The sequence below is a fragment of the Sphingomonas desiccabilis genome (assembly GCF_004135605.1).
Taxonomy (GTDB): Bacteria; Pseudomonadota; Alphaproteobacteria; order Sphingomonadales; family Sphingomonadaceae; genus Sphingomonas; species Sphingomonas desiccabilis.
Genome location: NZ_SDPT01000002.1, coordinates 994,857 through 1,011,454, shown reverse-complemented (window position 1 = coordinate 1,011,454; position 16,598 = coordinate 994,857). Strand labels below are relative to the sequence as shown.

Genomic DNA, 16,598 nt, shown 5'->3' with positions numbered 1-16,598 from the left:
ATTCCGAAAATCGCGCGTTGAGGGTCGGCCAGAACCAATTCCAGGAGAAGATACCATGAAGCTCCTTGCTCTTGCCGCCGCACTCACCCTCAGCGGCGCCGCTGTTGCCCAGACCACGCCGGGCACCACCGGACAGACCGGCACCACCGGGGACGTCACCAGCACGATGACGCCGGACTCCACCACCACGACCGGTACCGACACGACGACCACGATGGGACCCGATACGACGACGACCACCGGCACCGACACGACGACGGGCGCGCCCTCGTCGACCATGGCGCCGTCGACGACCGGCCCGATCACCTTTGCACCGCCCGCGACCAACCCGCCGCCGGCCGCGCAGCAGGATTATCCGGTCTGCTCGCGCACCGTGAAGGACAGCTGCCGCAATCCCGGCGGCAAGTAAGCCCTACGCGCCGCAAGCGCCCACAGCGCGCGTCCTCCCAGCGGAAGGCGCGCGTTCGTGCATCGGGGAAGGAAGCGGTCCGCCAGCGAGCGTCCGCCGAGGACGGTTCAGTCCTCGACCAGCTTCATCAGACGGCGCTCGACGGGCGCGAGCACCGGCCCAAGCTCATGCCCCCGCTTGAGGACGGCGCCGACCTCGTTGACGAGCGCCCACATGCCCTGACGGTTGCGCAGGGCCGGGCGCTTCTCGATGCGGAACTCCGGCCGCTCGGCAGATCGCCGGAAGGCGGAGAACACGGCCGCATCGCGCCCAAGATCGATCGCATAGTCGCGCCAGTGCCCGGCTGCGACCATTCGGCCGTAGAGGTCGAGGATACGTGCCAGTTCGGCACGTTCGAACCCCGTCTGGCTCGGACGTCCCGCGCCTGCTGGAAAGGGGGTGACGACTCCCATCAGGCGCGGTTGCGATGCTCTTCGGCTTCGGCCACCGCCACGTCCAGCCGGCGGCGGAGCGCTTCCAGCTCGCAGCGCAGCGTCTCGATCTTCTGCGCCTGCGGATCCTGCATCTCCCGACAGGGCGTGCCATAGGGCACGAAGTCGCGCTGATAGGCGGTGGAGTCGACCAGCGTCGGCCGCGCCGGGATGCCGACCATCACCGCGCCTTCCGGCACATCGCGCGTGACGACGGCATTGGCGCCGACGCGCGCGCGTGCACCGACCTGGATCGGCCCCAGCACCTGCGCGCCCGACCCGATGATCGCGCCATCGCCGATCGTCGGGTGCCGCTTGCCGGCAATGCCATTATCGGGGCTGGTCCCGCCGAGCGTCACATTCTGGTAGATGGTGACGTTGTCGCCGATCTCCGCCGTTTCGCCGATGACGGTGAAGCCGTGGTCGATGAAGAAGTTGCGCCCGATTTTCGCGCCTGGGTGGATGTCGATCACCGTCAGGAACCGCGCGAGGTGGTTCACCGCGCGCGCAAGGAAGAACAGCCGCGACTGGAACAGGCGATGGGCGATGCGGTGGAAGCCGAGCGCCCAGACGCCAGGGTACAGCAGGATCTCGGCGCGCGAACGCGGCGCCGGGTCCCGGGCCTTGATCGAATCCAGATACGCGCCGAGCCGGCCGACCATGCTAGTCCCTTCCCCGTTTCGAGGCCATTTAGGACGCCTGCTGGGGAATTTCCAGCAACCGCGGTATGGAACGCACGGCGCGGCCTTTCGCAGCATCAACGTTCCACTCGCTCAATCACTGGAACTTGATCGATGCCGCCGATAAGACGCTGCCATGAGCACCACCTATCTGCCCACCCTGAAGCAGCTCCAATATCTCGTCGCACTCCGGGATGCCGGCCATTTCGGGCGCGCGGCGGAGGCCTCGTTCGTCACCCAGTCGACGCTGTCGGCCGGCATCCGCGAACTGGAGACGCTGATCGGCGTCACGCTGGTCGAGCGGACGCGGCGGGTCGTGCGGTTCACGCCGCTGGGCGAAGCGATCGTCGACAAGGCGCGCACGGTGATCCGTGAGGCGGAGGAACTCGCCGACATGGCGCGGGCGGCAGGGCGGCCGCTGTCGGGCGAGATGCGGATGAGCGTGATTCCTACCATCGCGCCGTTCCTGCTGCCCCGCATCCTGCCGCGGCTGCGTGAGGATTATCCCGACCTCAAGCTGTTCCTGCGCGAGGAGCCGAGCCAGGCGGCGTGCGAGGCGCTGCATCACGGACGATCCGACTGCGTGCTGCTCGCCCTTCCCTTTGCCTGTGGCGACGTGGAGGTGGCGCCGCTGTTCGACGACCCGCTCTATCTGGCGGTGCCGCAGGGCGACGCACATCCGGGAGCCGGGCCGATGGTGGCCGACGACATCGATGCCGCCCGCCTGCTGCTGCTGGAGGACGGCCACTGCCTGAAGGACCATGCGCTGCGCGCCTGCCCGCATCCAGAACTGCGCGGAAGGGCGACGATGCTGGGCACCTCGCTCCACACCATCGTCCAGATGGTCGACAACGGCCTGGGCCACACGATGCTGCCCGAGATGGCGGTGGAGGCCGGCATCCTCGATCATACGCAGGTCGTCGCCCGCAAGATCGATGCACCCAAGGCATCGCGCGAGATCGCGCTGGTGTGGCGGCGCGCCTCCCCGCGCGAGCGCGACTTCCGACTGCTCGCGGGCGTGCTCTCCACCGCGCGCTGACCACGGCTCATCCCGACGGGGTGGACAACATGGGCCTCGGGGAGATCCGATCGCCCTCCCCAGGCGTTGCGTCGCAGACGCGCAATCCACCCCTGTTGAGGAGAAACTGATGTTCCGTCTTCCGATCGTATCCGCTCTGGCCGTCGTTGCCGCGACCGCGGCACCGGCGCTGGCGCAGACCACGACCGCGACGCCCGCACCCCAGACGGCTCCGCAGACCACGCCGGCCGCGCCCGGCACCACCGCCGCCCCCGCCGATACCGCAGCCGCCAAGCCGAACCCGGCCGTCGGTGGCGCGCAGATGGCGGCCGCCAAGCCGATCGTCGAGAACCTGGCCGCAGCGCCGAACCTGGCGACGCTGGTCAATGCCCTCAAGACCGCGGGCGTCGATACGGCACTTGCCGGCCCGGGCCCCTTCACCGTGTTCGCGCCCGACAATGATGCGTTCGGCCGGCTTGCGCCCGGCACGATGGACACGTTGCTGAAGCCGGAAAACAAGGCGACCCTCGCCAAGATCCTCAACTACCATGTGGTGTCGGGGAAGCTCGATGCCGTGACCCTCAAGAAGCAGATCGAGAGCGCCGGCGGCACGTTGACGCTGACCACGGTCGCAGGCCAGCCGCTGACCGCAGGCCTGGAGAACGGTGCGATCACGCTGACGGATGCGAATGGCACCAAGGCCTATGTGACGACCTATGACGTCAACCAGTCGAACGGTGTCTTCCACGTCGTGAACGGCGTACTCGTTCCGAAACTCGGCTGATCTTTTCGGAGGAGGGTTCGCCCTCCTCCCCCCTTTCTAGCGCCAGCGCTCCGCAGCACCCGCATCGCGATCGCGGGCTGCGACCCAGCGCGCACCCTCTTCACGACGCTCGCGCTTCCAGAACGGCGCATCCGTCTTGAGCCGGTCGATCAGGAACGCACAGGCCTCCAGCGCGGCGTGGCGATGGGGCGCTGCCGTCGCCACCAGCACGATCCGCTCGCCGGGAGCCATCGGCCCGACGCGATGGACCACGGCGACAGCGTGCAGCTGCCAGCGCGCGACCGCCTCCTCGGCGAGGCCGTGCAGCACGGCCTCGGTCATGCCCGGATAATGCTCCAGCGCTAGTTCCCGTACGCCGTCGTCCTCGCGCACGAAGCCGGAGAAGCTCGCCACCGCGCCCGAACCGCTGCCTTCCACCGCCGCAAGCGTGGCGGCGAGGTCGATCGGCTCCGACTGGACCACCGCCCGGATCATCCGCCGGTCACCGGAGGGAAGATCGCGACCTCGCGGGCTCCGTCGATTGTGGCGTCGAGCGGCACGAAGCGCTGGTCGACCGCAGCTCGCAGCCGCCCGCGATCGGCCAAGGCCTCGGCGTGCGCGGGGCTGCGGTCCGAAAGCCAGTCGATGAGCTGCGCGACCGTAGCCACGTCGACGGGAGGATCGACGGTTTCCGCGCCCGTCCCGATCGTCTCGCGCACCCATGCGAAATAGAGCATGGCGAGCGTCATCAGCTGTCCATGTGCTTGAGGCCGACCCGCAGGTAATCCCAGCCGGTCACCAGCGTGAGGACGGCAGCCCCCCAGAGGCAGGCGAGCCCGACGCCCCGGACCCACGGCATGTCGGGCACCGCCCCCGCCAGGATCAGCGCGCCGAACGCGACGAGTTGCAGCGTGGTCTTCCACTTGGCGAGCTTGGAGACCGGCAGCGACACCTGCAGCCCGGCAAGGAACTCGCGCAGGCCCGACACCGCGATCTCGCGCAACAGGATGACGAGCGCGGCGATCAGGTGAATGCCGGTGATCAGGGCCGTGTCGTGCCGCGTTCCCACCAGCATCAGGATCACGGCGGCGACCATGATCTTGTCGGCGATCGGATCCAGGAAGACCCCGAGCTTCGACACCGTGCCGTTCGAGCGGGCGAGATACCCGTCGAAATAGTCGGTCACGCCCATCAGGCAGTACAGGGCAAAGGCGATCGCGTAGCCGGCATGCCATTGCGGCCACCAGAGGAAAGCGACCAGAAGGGGCACCGCGAAGATCCGCGAGAGCGTGAGGATATTGGGAAGCGTCAGCACCCGCCGGGGTCTAGCACCGGCGCGCGAGCGGGGAGAAGCGCTAATCGCGCATTGAAGCGGCTTGCCCCACTGGGCTAAGGCTCTGGGCATCAAGCCTGCGCGATACAACGACACAAGGTACTGACGACACGATGCTGAATGCGCTCGGGCTGCTCAGGAAGCGCCGCTTCCTTCCCCTGTTCGTCACGCAGTTTCTGGGTGCCTTCAACGACAACCTGTTCAAGCAGGCGATCGTGCTGTTCGCGACCTATCAGATCTTCTCGGACGCGCAGGCGGAGCAGAATTTCAATGCGCTGGCGACAGCGATCGGGATCATCCCCTTCTTCGTGCTCTCGGCGCTCTCCGGCCAGCTGGCGGACACAAGCGACAAGGCTCGGATCATCCGGATCGTGAAGACGGCCGAGATCGGCATCATGCTGTTCGGCGCGGCCGGCGTGTTCGTGGCGCAAGCGGGTTGGATCAATCTCGGCCTCGCGATGATGCTGGGCGCCGTGCTGCTGCTGGGCACGCACTCGACCTTCTTCGGGCCGATCAAATACGCGATCCTGCCGCAGCATCTGAAGGAGGACGAGGTGCTGGGCGGCACCGGGCTGGTGGAAGCCGGCACCTATCTGTCGATCCTGCTAGGTACGGTGATCGCAGGATGGATCTCGGTCGAGGCTTCGGCGATCCTGGTGATCGGGGTCGCGGTGATCGGCTGGATCACGGGCCGAATGGTACCGGCGGCGCCCCGGCTGGGTGCCGAACTGAAGCTGAACTACAACCCGATCACCTCCTCGTGGAAGCTCGTCGCGGCGACGATGCACATCCGGCGGCTGTTCCTCGCGATCCTCGCCATCAGCTTCTTCTGGACCATCGCGTCGGTGATGATCGTGATCTTCCCGCCGCTGGTGAAGAACGTGCTCACCGCAAACGAGCGAGTCGCCAGCCTCACCATCGCGATCTTCTCGGTCGGGGTGGCGATCGGTTCGGTGGTCATCAACGCACTGCTGCGCGGCAAGGTCTCTGCGAAATATGCGCCGGGCTCGGTGATCGCGATGGGGGTCGCCGTGATCGCGCTGTCGCTGGAAGCGCGCGGCTGGGTGCAGGCGCCCGCTGGAACGCTCTATGGCTTCTACGACTTCGTGACGCTGCCGCGCGCGGTCGGGTTGCTGCTGACGATGCTTGCCGTCGCAGTAACGGGCGGCATGTTCGTGGTGCCGCTGTACGCCTTCCTGACCACCACGGTGACCAAGGACCAGACGGCGCGGACGGTGGCGGCCAACAACATCGTCAACGCCGGCGCGATGACGATCGGCGCGATCGTGGTGAGCGCCGTCAGCGCGGCCGGGGTGACGCCGGAGGACATGCTGCTGGTGGTCGCCGGCATGTGCGTGCTTTCCGCCTGGCTCGCCTGGAAGCTGCACTGCGCATGCGACTGAACCGCCGCGTCAGGCCGCGAGCGCGGCTATAGCAGGAAGGTGTAGAAGCAGACGAAGAAGGCGGTGAAGCTCAGGACGAAGAGCTTCAGATCCTCTTCGCTGCTGGCGTCCTTCGATGCCTTGCGAGCATCCGCCAGGGCACGGCGAAAAGGATGGGGCGGGCCGGAAACGGCCACAGGCGAGTGCGCGTGTCGTTGTTCCATAGGAACAGGTTAACGCTTCGTTTACGATTTGCACGTTCGTCGCCGACGTACCAGGTCCCGATATGAAACGCCCCGCCCCGGCTACTGCGGGAGCGGGGCACGACGTTTCTAGGAGTTCGATCAGGCGCGGGCGCGCAGCGGCTCCTGCATCTCCGGCTGGGCCAGCTCGACCCCCAATTCTTCCGCGAACCAGGCGCTGGTGCGGGCGAGCCCGTCCTCCAGCGGCACGGTCGGCTCCCAGCCGAGCACGGCCTTCGCGCGGCTGATGTCGGGACGACGTCGGCGCGGATCATCCTGCGGCAGCGGGTTGTATGTCACGCGACCCTCGACGCCGGTCGCGACCAGCACCTTTTCCAGCAGCTCGTTCACGGTGAACTCGGTCGGGTTGCCAAGGTTGACCGGCTCCATCGGGTTGATGTCGCTTTCCATCAGCCGCATCAGCGCATCGACCATGTCGGAGACGTAGCAGAAGCTGCGCGTCTGGCTGCCGTCGCCGTACACGGTGATGTCGCGGCCGGACAGCGCCTGGCAGATCAGGTTGGAGACGACGCGGCCGTCGTCCGGGTGCATCTGCGGGCCATAGGTGTTGAAGATGCGCGCCACGCGCACTTCCGCGCGGTTCATGCGGGCATAGTCGAAGGTCAGCGCCTCGGCAGCGCGCTTGCCCTCGTCATAGCAGGCGCGCGGGCCGGTGCAGCTCACCCAGCCGCGATAGCCTTCCGCCTGCGGATGCACTTCCGGGTCGCCGTAGACCTCGCTGGTGGAGGTGAGCAGGAAGCGCGCGCCGGTCTTCTCAGCCAAGCGCAGCAGGTGGTTGGTACCGACCACGTTGGTGAGCATCGTGTGCTCGGGATCGGCCTGGTACTGCGGCGGCGAGGCGGCGCAGGCGAGATTGTAGATGCGCGTGATGCGGTCGGCCCGCTCCAGCACCGCCTGGGGCAGCGGGTTGACGATGTCCGCCTCCACGAAGGTGAAGTTGGGCAGCGCCTCCAGCAGCCGCAGGTTAGACGGACGCGCCGTCTGGAGGTTGTCGAGGCACAGCACCTCATAGCCCTGATCCACCAGCGCCCGGCAGAGGTGCGAGCCGATAAAGCCCGCTCCGCCCGCGACCAGCGCCACTCCAGCTTCGTTCTGCGCCATGTTCCGCTCCTTCTTGTCCCTTATGTCGTTCATCAGGCGGCTCCTGCCAAAGCAGACTGCGGCATCTGTCGTGCTGCCGCTTCGGTGAGGTGCAGTTCCAATTCTGCGGCGCGGTGCGCAGCGGTGTGGGCGTCCAGCACGCGGGCGCGTGCCGCCTCCCCCATTGCCGCGGCATCCGCCCCTTCGATCGCGGCGATCACGGCGGCGCCATTGTCCGCCAGCAGGATCTCGCGGCCGGGCGCGAACAGGTCTTCGATCCCCTCCCAGCGATCCGACACGATCGGGGTTCCGCAGGCGCCCGCCTCGAACAGGCGCACCGAGGGCGACCAGCCTGCCGCGATCATGTCCGCACGCGTCACGTTGAGAGTGAAGCGCGACGCCGAGTAGAAGTCGGCGTGCTCGGACGGCGGCAGATGGTCGATGCGCTCGACGTTCGCCGGCCAGTCGATGGTGTCGGGATATTGCGGCCCCGCCACCACGAACCGGCGGTGCGGCAGCGCGCGCGCCGGCTCGAGCAGCAAGCGCTCAAGCGTCGGCTGGCGATCGTCGCTGTAGGTGCCGAGATAAGACAGGTCCCAACGCTTCTCCGTGCCGGTCGGCGCGTAGAGCGCGGGGTCGACCGAGCAGTAGAAGGCACGCGCCGCCGGCGAGCCATAGGTGCGCTCGAGCCGCTCCAGCGTCGGCCCGCCGGTGAACGACAGGTAGAGGTCGTAGCCGGGGATAACCTCCGGCGAGAGATATTCGAAATCGCCGCGCTCCAGCTTGGCGAGCGTCACCGGCGTGTCGATGTCGTAGAAGGCGGTGACGCCCTCCGCGACCTGCTGGACATAGCGCGCGACCGCCACGCCCTCCGGCACATAGGAGCCGACGATCACCGCATCGGCGCCCGCGATCTCCTCGCGCCAGGTGTCGAGCCCGTCCAGGTCGGCGTAGAACTCCAGCCGGCAATAGTCGGGATCGACATGGTCGCGATGCGCCGCATACCAGGGCACGTCGCGTTCCAGGAACAGGATCTCATGCCCGCGCGCGGCATAGGCCTTCAGCAGCGCGCGGAAGGTGGTGGCGTGGCCGTTGCCCCAGGAAGACGACAGCGATAGGCCGAGGACGACGAGCTTCATGCGACTTCCCGCTGCCGCTCGGCATGGGCCTGGAACAGCTGGTCCACCTGTGCGCCGCGCAGCGTGTAGGTGTGTTCGGCAAGCACGCGCCTGAGCGCCGCCTGGCCGATCGCCTGCGCGCGTTCGGGCGTGAGCGCGGCGAGATGGTCCGCCACGTCCTGGCCGTCGCGCGCGACCAGCACCTCCTCGTCGGGCACCAGGAACTGCTCGATGCCTTCCCAGGCGTCGGTGATGAGGCAGGCGGCAGCGCCCGCGGCCTCGAACACGCGGGTCGCCGGCGAGAAGCCGACGTTGGCCATGCTGTCGCGGGCCACGTTCAGGACGGCACGGGGCGTGCAGTTGAAGGCGTTGTGCTCGGCCGTGTAGACGTGGCCGCGGTGGCGGACGTTGCCGGGCATCGCCTTCGTCTCCCAGCCGTTGCCACCGATCAGGAACTGCTGCTCAGGCAAGCGCTCCGCGGCCTTGAGGAAGAATTCCTCCACGCGGGCCTCGCGGTCCGGAAGGCGATTGCCGAGGAAGGCAAGGTCGCAGGCGAAGCGCGGGTCGGGCTCGACCGGGAAATGGGTCGTGGGATCGAGCGCATTGTAGACCGGCACGCAGTCGGCCGCGCCGAAGCCCTTGTACGCGTTCACGACCGGCGGGCCGCCGCCATAGGTGAACACTGCGTCGAGATCCGGCAGCGCGCGGCGCACCGGATGGTCCGCGTCGGCGCGCATCTCGTCGAGCGTGGCAGCCGCGTCGACGTCCCAGAAGATCTTGAGCGCGTGCGGCGCGGCATGCTCGACGATGCCCTCCAGCAGCTCGCGATCGAACACGCCGACGCCGTTCGCCTTGACGATGATGTCCGCCTCGGCCGCTTCGGCAAGGACGCCGCGCATCGCCTCTTCGGTCGCCGGATAGACCACCGAACGCGCCCAGTCGGGTGCATCGATGTCGCGATGCTTCTGCCGGTCGAACGCGTCGGGCTCGTAGAAGCTGATCTGGTAGCCGCGCTGCGCCAAATCGCGCAGGATGCCGCGGTAATAGGTGGCCGCGCCGTTCCAATAGGACGACACCAGGCTGGATCCGTAAAAGGCGATCTTCACGCCACGTTCCTCTCAACTTGCGGGGCGCCGAGGGCCGCGACGACGGCGAGCAACTCGTCGACGCGGTGGGCGCAGGTGTGGCGGGCGCGGATCGTCTCCAGCCCGGCGGCGGCGAGGCTCGCGCGCAGGTCGGGATCGTCGCGCAACGCCGTCAGGTGGCGGGTCATCTCGGCGCCGTCGCGGGCGACGAGATAGTCGGTGCCGGGGCGGAACAGCCCCTCGGCATCCTCCCACGGCGCCGACACCAAAGGCAGCCCGCAGGCGAGCGCCTCGAACACGCGGATGGTGGGGATGCCGGGCAGGATCGTCGCGTAGTAACGACGCGGCACGTGCACGGTGGCGAGGTGGCGGGCGAAGATTTCCGGCGCCTTGGCATTAGGTGCCCAGCCGCGATAGCGCGCGCCGTGCGAGGCAAGCATCGCCTTGGCCTCGTCCGGGTAGCGCACGCCGTAGATGTCGAGCGGCAGGCCCGCGGCATTGGCCGGGCGGAAGAGGAAGTCCTCCAGCTCCTGCGTCCGCTCGCCGTCGCCCCAGTTGCCGATCCACACCAGCCCCTCGCGCGCGCCTTCGCGGACGGGCGGGTGGAAGTGGCGGGTGTCGGCGGCTTCGTGCCAGGTCCAGACGCGCCCTTCCCAGCCCCAGCGGCGATAGACCTCAGACAGCGTCTCACCGAACGCGAGCACGCCGTCGTAGCCCGACAGGTCGAAGGCGCGGATCGCGTCGGGATCGCTGACGGCGCGGTGATGGGTGTCGTGGAACAAGAGCGTGAAGCGCCCGCCCCGCTTGCGCAGGTCACCGATCGCGGCGACGAGCGCGGGGTCGTTCCACTCGTGGACGATCACCAGCTCGGCATCGCCGACCAGCTCGGCCGGATCGGTACCAGGCGCAAAGCTTTGCGACGACAGCTCCGGATAGGCGGCGCGATAGGGCTCCAGCCCCGCGTCACCGCCATCGGCGAGCAGGTTCGCCAGGCTCCAGTTGCCCTCCGGCTCCAGCGTCCGGACATCATGGCCGCGCGCGATCAGCTCGCGCAGCACGCCGCGCAGGAAATGCGCGTTGCCGTGGTTCCAGCAGGACAGCAGCGAATGGGTGAAATAGGCGATCTTCATGCCGCGGCACTCCGCGTGAGGGTTGCGGCGGGTTCGAGCAGGTCGCGGTAAACTGCGGCCATGTCGCGTGCGACTGCCGCCGGCGTGTAACGGGCCGCGCGCGCCTGCGCGGCCTCGCCCAGCGCACCGCGGCGGGCGGGGTCGGCGCGGATCGCCTCGATCGCGGCGACGAAGCCGTCCTCGTCCTGTGGCGCCACGAAGACGGCCGCGCCGTCCCACAGCTCGCGGAAGGTCGGCAGGTCGGCGAGCACCAGCGGACAGCCGGCAGCCGCCGCCTCCAGCACCGCCAGCCCAAACGGTTCGAACCGAGCGGCAGAGACGAAGATCGGGCGCTGGACCAGCCACTCGGCCAGCTCCGCCTCGCTCAACAGCCCGAGCGGCTGGAGATGGTCGGCGGGCACCTGCTCGCCATGCGGGCCGACCAACGCGCCGGCCGCGTGGAACGGCACCGGGAGCCGGGCGGCCACGCGGTCGAGCAGACGCGTCTGCTTGACCTGGTCCCACAGCCGGCCGGCGGTGAACACGCAATCGGCGGGCGCGCCCTCGCCTTCGACAAGCGGCCGGCGACCGTTGTGCACGGCAAGCGGCAGGTCGGTGAGGCCATAGGTGCGCTGGATCACCGCCGCAAAGGCGGCGGTCGGCGCCACCACGCGATCGGCCGCGCGGAAACCCTGTTCGGTGAGCGTCCGCTGCCAGCGATAGTCGGGCGGCAGCTTGGTGCCGTTGGCCGCATCCCACCAGGTCGCAAGGCAGCCGTGCGCCACAGCGACCAGCGGCACGCCGAACGCGCCGCTCGCCGCCAGCGTCGGCATGTTGCAATGGACGAGGTCGAAGCCCTGCTCGCGCACCAGCGTTGCCAGCGCCTCGCCGGCCTCGCGCACCGGCACGGGGCCGTCGCATAGCCAGTCGAGCGGGAGACCGGTCTCCAGGATCGGGATGCCCGCGGCCTCGACCGGCGCGCGCTGGGCGACGTTCGGCTCCGGCCCGAGCACCGCCACCGTCGGCTGGAAGCCGAGCGGGGCGAGCGCACAGGCGAGATCGGTCGCATATTGCCAGACACCGCCCACCGCATCGGCGGTGATCAGGACCCGCGATCCCATCAAGCGGCCCCTGCGGACGTATCCGCCCCTGGACCACCGATCGGCGCGTTGATCCCGCGCGCCTCCGCCAGCCAGCGGGCCAGCCGGGCGACGCCGTCGTGCCAATCGACGCGCTTACCCAAGCCCAGCGCCTCCTGCGCCTTGCGCGTGTCGGCGACGAAATAGCGCTGGTCCCCCGCGCGCCAGTCGGAGAAGCTCAGGTCCACGTCGCGGCCGAGCACTTCGCCGATATAGGCGAGCAGCTGGCGCAGGCTGATCGCATTGTCCGGGCCGCCGCCCAGGTTGAACGCCTGGCCTGCGACCGTGTCGATGTTGCGCCACGCGGCGACATAGGCGTCGACCGCGTCCGACACGTCGAGGATGTCGCGCACCTGGTGACCGTCGCCGTAGAGCGTGATCGGCTTGCCCTCGAGCGCGCGGATCAGGAAATGGGCGACCCAGCCCTGGTCCTCGGTCCCCATCTGGCGCTGGCCATAAATGCAGCTCATCCGCAGCACCGCGGTCTTGAGGCCGAAGCTGCGGGCATAGTCGAGCACATATTGATCGGCCGCACCCTTGGAACAGCCATAGGGCGTGTGGAAGTCGAGTGGCCGCGCCTCGCCGATGCCGTGCGCGCACACCTCCGCATCGACCGGACGATAGGCGTCGTCCTCGAGCACGAAGTCGAGGTCGATCAAGTCGCCGTACACCTTGTTGGTGGACGCAAAGATCACCGGCGTCTCGGGCGACCGCGTACGGATCGCGTCGAGCAGGTGGAGCGTGCCGGCGATGTTGATCGCGAAATCGTCGCGCGGATCGACCATGCTGGTGGTCACCGCCACCTGCGCCGCCAGGTGGAACACCGCCTTGGCACCGGCGGCGGCATCCGCCAGCCGCGCCTCGTCACGGATATCGGCGTGCAGGAAGTCGATGCGGTCGCCGTGGCGCTGTTGCAGCCAGGCAAGGTTGGTATCGACGCCGGCCCGCGACAGGGCATCATAGACGAGCACGCGGTGCCCCTCGCCGGCCAGCCGGTCGGCGAGGTTGGATCCGATGAAGCCCGCGCCGCCGGTGACCAGGATCGGCCGCGGGTCCGCCGCGGCGTTCTCCTGCCCGGTCATGCCACCAGGCCCCGCTTTTCCAGTTCGGAGCGCATCTGCTCGACCCGGTCCTGCGCGGTCTGCTGGGCGACCCATTCCGCCAGTTGGGCGAGGCCCTGCTGGAAGTCCTGCGTTGCGCGGAAGTCGAGCTTTTCGGCGGCCATGCTGGTGTCGCAGAAGCAGTGGCGGATGTCGCCGATGCGCGCCTTGCCGACCACTTCCGCGGTCAGGTCGTTCTTGCCCATCGCTTTGGCGAGTTCCTCGGCCACTTCCTTGACGGAGCGATCGTGGCCCGAGCCGATGTTGAACGTGCCGCCCACCGCCTGCGGCAGCACCAGCGCGTCGGCAAAGGCACGCGCCACGTCGCTGACATGGACGAAGTCGCGGCGTTGCTCGCCGTCCTCGAAGATCAGCGGCGACTGGCCGTTGAGGAAGCGCGAGGCGAAGATCGCGAGCACGCCGGTGTAGGGGTTCGACAGCGCCTGGCCGGGGCCATAGACGTTGAACAGCCGCAGGCACACGCCCTCGATGCCATAGGGCTCGGCCATGATGTGGGTCGTGCGCTCCTGCACATATTTGTTGAGCGCGTAGATCGACGCGAGGTTCGGGCGCTTCCACTCCGGGGTCGCGACGGGGCTGAGCGGACGGCCCTGCGCGTCGGCCGGCTCCCAATTCTTCTGCCCGTCCTTCAGCGTCTTGCGCTCGGCATTCTCGACCAACTCGCCATCGGCGTCGCGGTAGAGGCCTTCGCCATAGATGCTCATCGAGGAAGCGGTGACGACGCGGCGGACCGGCTTGTCGATCAGCGCCTCGAACAGCACGGCCGTGCCGACGTCATTGGTCGAGGTATAGCGCTCGACCTCGTACATCGACTGGCCGACGCCGACCTCGGCCGCCAGGTGAATGACGCTGTCGACGCCGTCGAGCGCCTTGAGCACCGCATCCTTGTCGCGCACGTCCGCGCGGATCAGCTCGGCTTCCTTGTTGAGCATCTGCGAGCCGTCGGTCGCGCCATGGACCTGCTCGATCAGGCTATCGAGCACCCGCACTTCATTGCCGCGTGCCAGCAGTTCGTCGGCGACGAAGCGTCCAATGAATCCCGCCCCCCCGGTGATGAGAACTCGTTCCATTCTTCCTCCCGCCCTAGACATCGGCTGCATCCCCCAGCCGTGCCTGCGTTGACTTGAGCGTCCCAAGCCTGTTCAATGGCTTGCGACCCGGAAGAAGAAGCGCTTCTTCTTCATCTTTGTTCCCGAAAATCATTCCGGGCCGGAAACATTTTTTCCGCAGCCGGGAACCAAAGGGGGACGCGATGCGATTGCAGCATCTATGTTGATCCTGCCTCTTACGGGCGCGCATTGAGCGCGACCGTCCTTCTTGCGCGTCACGGAAGCCATGATGAGGTCGGCGCGGTTCTGAGCGGCCGGTCGGAGATCGCGCTCAACGCCGCGGGCCGCGCAGAAGCGGAGCGTCTGGCGGACCGCCTCGCCTCCGCCCCGCTCCGCGCGATCCACGCGAGCCCCCGCCGCCGCACGCGGGAGACTGCGGAGATTGTCGCCGCCCGCCACGGCCTGGAGGTGATGCTGGTGGACGCGCTGGACGAGATCGATTTCGGCGCCTGGACGGGGCGCAGCTTCGACAGCCTTGATGGCGATGCGTGCTGGGACCGCTGGAACGCGGAGCGCGGGACCGCCTCCACCCCAGGTGGGGAGACCATGGCGGCGGCCACCGCGCGTGCGGCGACGCACATCGCCTCGCTCGAAGCGGACGGAGGCATGATCCTCTGCGTGAGTCACTGCGACATCATCCGCGGCGTGGCCGCCCAGTATCTGGGGCTCGGCCTCGACCGGCTGCTCGCGTTCGACTGCGCACCGGGCTCACTTACCACGCTGGCACTGGCGCAAGGCCAAGGCCGGATCGTCACGCTCAACGAGGTGCCGCAATGACCAAGATGCCGACCGATCGGCTCCGTGAGGAGGTGGCGCGGCTCGCGCCGTGGTTCCACAACATCGACCTGGGTGACGGGATCCAGACCGCGCCCGAGCATTTCCTCGGCGACTATCCCCGCTTCAAGTTTGAGCGCTTCGGCCCTGCCCTGCCAGCGGACATGACCGGCAAGACCGTGCTCGACATCGGCTGCAACGCCGGTTTCTACTCGGTGGAAATGAAGCGGCGCGGTGCCAGCCGCGTGCTCGGCATCGACAGCGACGAGCGCTACCTGGCGCAGGCGCGGCTCGCGACCGAAGCGCTGGGCTTCACCGGCGTCGAGTTCGCGAAGCTGTCGGTCTACGACGTGGCAGCACTGGGCGAGAAGTTCGACCTCGTGATCTTCATGGGCGTGCTCTACCACCTGCGCCATCCGCTGCTCGCGCTGGACCTGATCCGCGAGCATGTCGCCCGCGACATGATGCTGTTCCAGACGCTGCAGCGTGGATCGGACGAGGTGTGCGAGGTGCCGGAGGATCACCCCTTCTATGTGCCGGGCACCTATGACGCGCCCGCCTATTTCGACGATCCGGGCTATCCCAAGATGCACTTCATCGAGCGCGAATATGCGCACGACTGGACCAACTGGTGGGCGCCCAACCATGCCGCGTCCGAAGCGATGCTGCGCGCGTCCGGCTTCCGGGTCGAGGCCCGGCCGGAGCGGGACGTCTATCTGTGTCGCGTGGTGCCGGTTCCCTATGCGGAATACGGCCCTGCGGCAGTCTATCCGGCCCGCGGGCCGGCACAGGGGGAAGCCAAGTGATCGAAGCCGCGATGCTCTGGAACGAGCCGAACAACAAGTCGCACTGGGATCCCGAGCTCGATCCCGAGTGGGCGATCTTCGCCGACACGATGGTTCGGGCGGGCAACGCGATCCACGCGATCAATCCGGCAGTCACGCGCGTGCTCGGCGGCATGTCCCCGATCGACCCGGCCTGGGTGCAGCGGATGGAAGCGCGCGGCGTGCTCGACGCGGTCGATGCGGTCGCCGTGCACGGCTTCCCGCTCGACTGGAACCTGTGGCCGATCCACGCCTGGCCCGAGAAGATCGCCGAGATCGAGGCGGTGACGGACAAGCCGATCTGGGTGACCGAGGTCGGCGTCGGCTCGTTCGGTGCCGAGGAGGTCCAGGTGTTCGGCATCAACAAGACCGCCGAGTTGCTGATCGGCCGCGTGCCGCGCATCTTCTGGTATTCGCTCTACGACCTGCCGCAGAGCTGGGGCGCCACCACCCGCCACCGCGAGGCGGAAGGGTCGAGCTACTATCGCCATTTCTACATGGGCCTGATCCGCGAGGACGGCACCCCCAAGCCCGCGCTCGACGACTATGCGAAGGTCGCGTCCGAGATGGGGCTGATGCAGTGGTTCCACTATGAGGATCCGCGCCTGGACGAGGCGGTCGCCTGGATGAAGCGGCTGGGCACCAAGAAGCTGCGCACTGGGCTCAGCTGGGCCGACAGCTTCCGTCCCAATGCGCTCGACTGGTTCGACCGGCAGATGGAGGCACTCGCCGACTTCGACGTGACGGTCACCTTCTGCTTCACGCCCGAGCATCTGGGACCGGGCAAGCACCACACCAGCCCGCCGTACGAGCCGCAGCAGTTCGCCGACTTCTGCGCGTGGATGATCGACCGCTATGCCCCTGCGGGCGGCAGCAAGGCGGCGGCCGAGCCTGCGCCCGCGCTCGAAGTGCGCGCCTGAT

The 16,598-nt window shown here is 68.2% G+C and carries 20 protein-coding genes; 7 read left to right on the top strand and 13 right to left on the bottom strand.

Going from position 1 to position 16,598, the window contains the following annotated elements:
• Positions 1 to 55 precede the first annotated feature (55 nt).
• The gene (locus EO081_RS12970) at positions 56 to 409 is read left to right on the top strand and encodes a hypothetical protein (RefSeq protein WP_129342297.1); all 354 of its coding nucleotides are present in this window, start codon (positions 56 to 58) and stop codon (positions 407 to 409) included.
• A 107-nt stretch (positions 410 to 516) separates the two neighbouring features.
• Here EO081_RS12970 and EO081_RS12965 read toward each other — a convergent pair whose 3' ends face one another.
• Together EO081_RS12965 and epsC are read right to left on the bottom strand one after the other, a co-directional pair.
• Entirely contained in the window at positions 517 to 861 is a 345-nt protein-coding gene (locus EO081_RS12965) for a DUF2794 domain-containing protein (RefSeq protein ID WP_129342296.1), read from the bottom strand.
• Positions 861 to 1,541 carry a serine O-acetyltransferase EpsC gene (gene epsC, locus EO081_RS12960; protein ID WP_129342295.1) on the bottom strand — a complete coding sequence of 227 codons (681 nt, stop codon included), beginning with the start codon at positions 1,539 to 1,541 and terminating at the stop codon, positions 861 to 863. Before epsC ends, EO081_RS12965 begins: the two co-directional genes overlap by 1 nt.
• A 154-nt stretch (positions 1,542 to 1,695) precedes the next feature.
• Here epsC and EO081_RS12955 point away from each other — a divergent pair, with 154 nt between their 5' ends.
• On the top strand, positions 1,696 to 2,598 hold the full coding sequence (locus EO081_RS12955) for a hydrogen peroxide-inducible genes activator (protein ID WP_129342294.1): 903 nt from the start codon (positions 1,696 to 1,698) through the stop codon (positions 2,596 to 2,598).
• Between the two features lie 109 nt (positions 2,599 to 2,707).
• The gene (locus EO081_RS12950; protein ID WP_129342293.1) at positions 2,708 to 3,361 is read left to right on the top strand and encodes a fasciclin domain-containing protein; all 654 of its coding nucleotides are present in this window, start codon (positions 2,708 to 2,710) and stop codon (positions 3,359 to 3,361) included.
• Positions 3,362 to 3,397: 36 nt separating this feature from the next.
• Here the strand turns inward: EO081_RS12950 and EO081_RS12945 are convergent, their stop codons facing one another.
• From EO081_RS12945 to pgsA, 3 genes are read right to left on the bottom strand one after another with little or no spacing between them, the layout of a single operon-like run.
• Positions 3,398 to 3,835, bottom strand: a complete 438-nt coding sequence (locus tag EO081_RS12945; RefSeq protein ID WP_129342292.1) for a molybdenum cofactor biosynthesis protein MoaE — start codon at positions 3,833 to 3,835, stop codon at positions 3,398 to 3,400.
• Positions 3,832 to 4,089 carry a molybdopterin converting factor subunit 1 gene (gene moaD, locus EO081_RS12940; RefSeq protein ID WP_129342291.1) on the bottom strand — a complete coding sequence of 86 codons (258 nt, stop codon included), beginning with the start codon at positions 4,087 to 4,089 and terminating at the stop codon, positions 3,832 to 3,834. Before moaD ends, EO081_RS12945 begins: the two co-directional genes overlap by 4 nt.
• Positions 4,089 to 4,655, bottom strand: coding sequence for a CDP-diacylglycerol--glycerol-3-phosphate 3-phosphatidyltransferase (pgsA, locus tag EO081_RS12935; protein WP_129342290.1), 567 nt, complete (start codon positions 4,653 to 4,655; stop codon positions 4,089 to 4,091). Before pgsA ends, moaD begins: the two co-directional genes overlap by 1 nt.
• Before the next feature lie 131 nt (positions 4,656 to 4,786).
• Between pgsA and EO081_RS12930 the strand changes: the two genes are divergently transcribed.
• Positions 4,787 to 6,076: an MFS transporter gene (locus EO081_RS12930; RefSeq protein ID WP_129342289.1), complete on the top strand. Its 1,290-nt coding sequence runs from the start codon at positions 4,787 to 4,789 to the stop codon at positions 6,074 to 6,076.
• 26 nt (positions 6,077 to 6,102) lie between these two features.
• Here the strand turns inward: EO081_RS12930 and EO081_RS16885 are convergent, their stop codons facing one another.
• From EO081_RS16885 to EO081_RS12895, 8 genes are all read right to left on the bottom strand, one after another.
• On the bottom strand, positions 6,103 to 6,279 hold the full coding sequence (locus EO081_RS16885; protein ID WP_165284626.1) for a hypothetical protein: 177 nt from the start codon (positions 6,277 to 6,279) through the stop codon (positions 6,103 to 6,105).
• A gap of 120 nt (positions 6,280 to 6,399) precedes the next feature.
• Positions 6,400 to 7,452 carry a UDP-glucuronic acid decarboxylase family protein gene (locus EO081_RS12925; protein ID WP_165284625.1) on the bottom strand — a complete coding sequence of 351 codons (1,053 nt, stop codon included), beginning with the start codon at positions 7,450 to 7,452 and terminating at the stop codon, positions 6,400 to 6,402.
• Positions 7,452 to 8,537, bottom strand: a complete 1,086-nt coding sequence (locus tag EO081_RS12920) for a CgeB family protein (protein ID WP_129342288.1) — start codon at positions 8,535 to 8,537, stop codon at positions 7,452 to 7,454. The genes EO081_RS12925 and EO081_RS12920 overlap by 1 nt, the downstream gene beginning before the upstream one ends.
• Positions 8,534 to 9,622 carry a CgeB family protein gene (locus EO081_RS12915; protein ID WP_129342287.1) on the bottom strand — a complete coding sequence of 363 codons (1,089 nt, stop codon included), beginning with the start codon at positions 9,620 to 9,622 and terminating at the stop codon, positions 8,534 to 8,536. The genes EO081_RS12920 and EO081_RS12915 overlap by 4 nt, the downstream gene beginning before the upstream one ends.
• Positions 9,619 to 10,731: a CgeB family protein gene (locus tag EO081_RS12910; protein WP_129342286.1), complete on the bottom strand. Its 1,113-nt coding sequence runs from the start codon at positions 10,729 to 10,731 to the stop codon at positions 9,619 to 9,621. Before EO081_RS12910 ends, EO081_RS12915 begins: the two co-directional genes overlap by 4 nt.
• Positions 10,728 to 11,831, bottom strand: a complete 1,104-nt coding sequence (locus EO081_RS12905) for a glycosyltransferase family 4 protein (protein ID WP_129342285.1) — start codon at positions 11,829 to 11,831, stop codon at positions 10,728 to 10,730. Before EO081_RS12905 ends, EO081_RS12910 begins: the two co-directional genes overlap by 4 nt.
• Positions 11,831 to 12,931: an SDR family NAD(P)-dependent oxidoreductase gene (locus EO081_RS12900; RefSeq protein WP_129342284.1), complete on the bottom strand. Its 1,101-nt coding sequence runs from the start codon at positions 12,929 to 12,931 to the stop codon at positions 11,831 to 11,833. The genes EO081_RS12905 and EO081_RS12900 overlap by 1 nt, the downstream gene beginning before the upstream one ends.
• The gene (locus EO081_RS12895) at positions 12,928 to 14,040 is read right to left on the bottom strand and encodes an NAD-dependent epimerase/dehydratase family protein (RefSeq protein ID WP_129342283.1); all 1,113 of its coding nucleotides are present in this window, start codon (positions 14,038 to 14,040) and stop codon (positions 12,928 to 12,930) included. The genes EO081_RS12900 and EO081_RS12895 overlap by 4 nt, the downstream gene beginning before the upstream one ends.
• A gap of 228 nt (positions 14,041 to 14,268) precedes the next feature.
• On the opposite strand from EO081_RS12895, the gene EO081_RS12890 reads away from it, so the two are divergent.
• Genes EO081_RS12890 through EO081_RS12880 form a run of 3 tightly spaced genes read left to right on the top strand, consistent with a single transcriptional unit; the run spans position 14,269 to position 16,597 of the window.
• Positions 14,269 to 14,856: a histidine phosphatase family protein gene (locus EO081_RS12890; protein ID WP_240697663.1), complete on the top strand. Its 588-nt coding sequence runs from the start codon at positions 14,269 to 14,271 to the stop codon at positions 14,854 to 14,856.
• Complete coding sequence (locus EO081_RS12885; RefSeq protein ID WP_129342281.1) at positions 14,853 to 15,659, top strand: TIGR04290 family methyltransferase; 807 nt, start codon at positions 14,853 to 14,855, stop codon at positions 15,657 to 15,659. The genes EO081_RS12890 and EO081_RS12885 overlap by 4 nt, the downstream gene beginning before the upstream one ends.
• Positions 15,656 to 16,597 (top strand): glycosyl hydrolase, encoded by a 942-nt coding sequence (locus EO081_RS12880; protein WP_129342280.1) that lies wholly within the window; start codon positions 15,656 to 15,658, stop codon positions 16,595 to 16,597. The genes EO081_RS12885 and EO081_RS12880 overlap by 4 nt, the downstream gene beginning before the upstream one ends.
• Position 16,598: the final 1 nt, after the last annotated feature.

Coding starts and splice junctions, on each gene's coding strand:
- EO081_RS12970 (WP_129342297.1), top strand. CDS start 56: ATGAAGCTCCTTGCTCTTGCCGCCGCACTCACCCTCAGCGGCGCCGCT.
- EO081_RS12965 (WP_129342296.1), bottom strand. CDS start 861: ATGGGAGTCGTCACCCCCTTTCCAGCAGGCGCGGGACGTCCGAGCCAG.
- epsC (WP_129342295.1), bottom strand. CDS start 1,541: ATGGTCGGCCGGCTCGGCGCGTATCTGGATTCGATCAAGGCCCGGGAC.
- EO081_RS12955 (WP_129342294.1), top strand. CDS start 1,696: ATGAGCACCACCTATCTGCCCACCCTGAAGCAGCTCCAATATCTCGTC.
- EO081_RS12950 (WP_129342293.1), top strand. CDS start 2,708: ATGTTCCGTCTTCCGATCGTATCCGCTCTGGCCGTCGTTGCCGCGACC.
- EO081_RS12945 (WP_129342292.1), bottom strand. CDS start 3,835: ATGATCCGGGCGGTGGTCCAGTCGGAGCCGATCGACCTCGCCGCCACG.
- moaD (WP_129342291.1), bottom strand. CDS start 4,089: ATGACGCTCGCCATGCTCTATTTCGCATGGGTGCGCGAGACGATCGGG.
- EO081_RS12930 (WP_129342289.1), top strand. CDS start 4,787: ATGCTGAATGCGCTCGGGCTGCTCAGGAAGCGCCGCTTCCTTCCCCTG.
- EO081_RS16885 (WP_165284626.1), bottom strand. CDS start 6,279: ATGGAACAACGACACGCGCACTCGCCTGTGGCCGTTTCCGGCCCGCCC.
- EO081_RS12925 (WP_165284625.1), bottom strand. CDS start 7,452: ATGAACGACATAAGGGACAAGAAGGAGCGGAACATGGCGCAGAACGAA.
- EO081_RS12920 (WP_129342288.1), bottom strand. CDS start 8,537: ATGAAGCTCGTCGTCCTCGGCCTATCGCTGTCGTCTTCCTGGGGCAAC.
- EO081_RS12910 (WP_129342286.1), bottom strand. CDS start 10,731: ATGAAGATCGCCTATTTCACCCATTCGCTGCTGTCCTGCTGGAACCAC.
- EO081_RS12905 (WP_129342285.1), bottom strand. CDS start 11,831: ATGGGATCGCGGGTCCTGATCACCGCCGATGCGGTGGGCGGTGTCTGG.
- EO081_RS12900 (WP_129342284.1), bottom strand. CDS start 12,931: ATGACCGGGCAGGAGAACGCCGCGGCGGACCCGCGGCCGATCCTGGTC.
- EO081_RS12895 (WP_129342283.1), bottom strand. CDS start 14,040: ATGGAACGAGTTCTCATCACCGGGGGGGCGGGATTCATTGGACGCTTC.
- EO081_RS12885 (WP_129342281.1), top strand. CDS start 14,853: ATGACCAAGATGCCGACCGATCGGCTCCGTGAGGAGGTGGCGCGGCTC.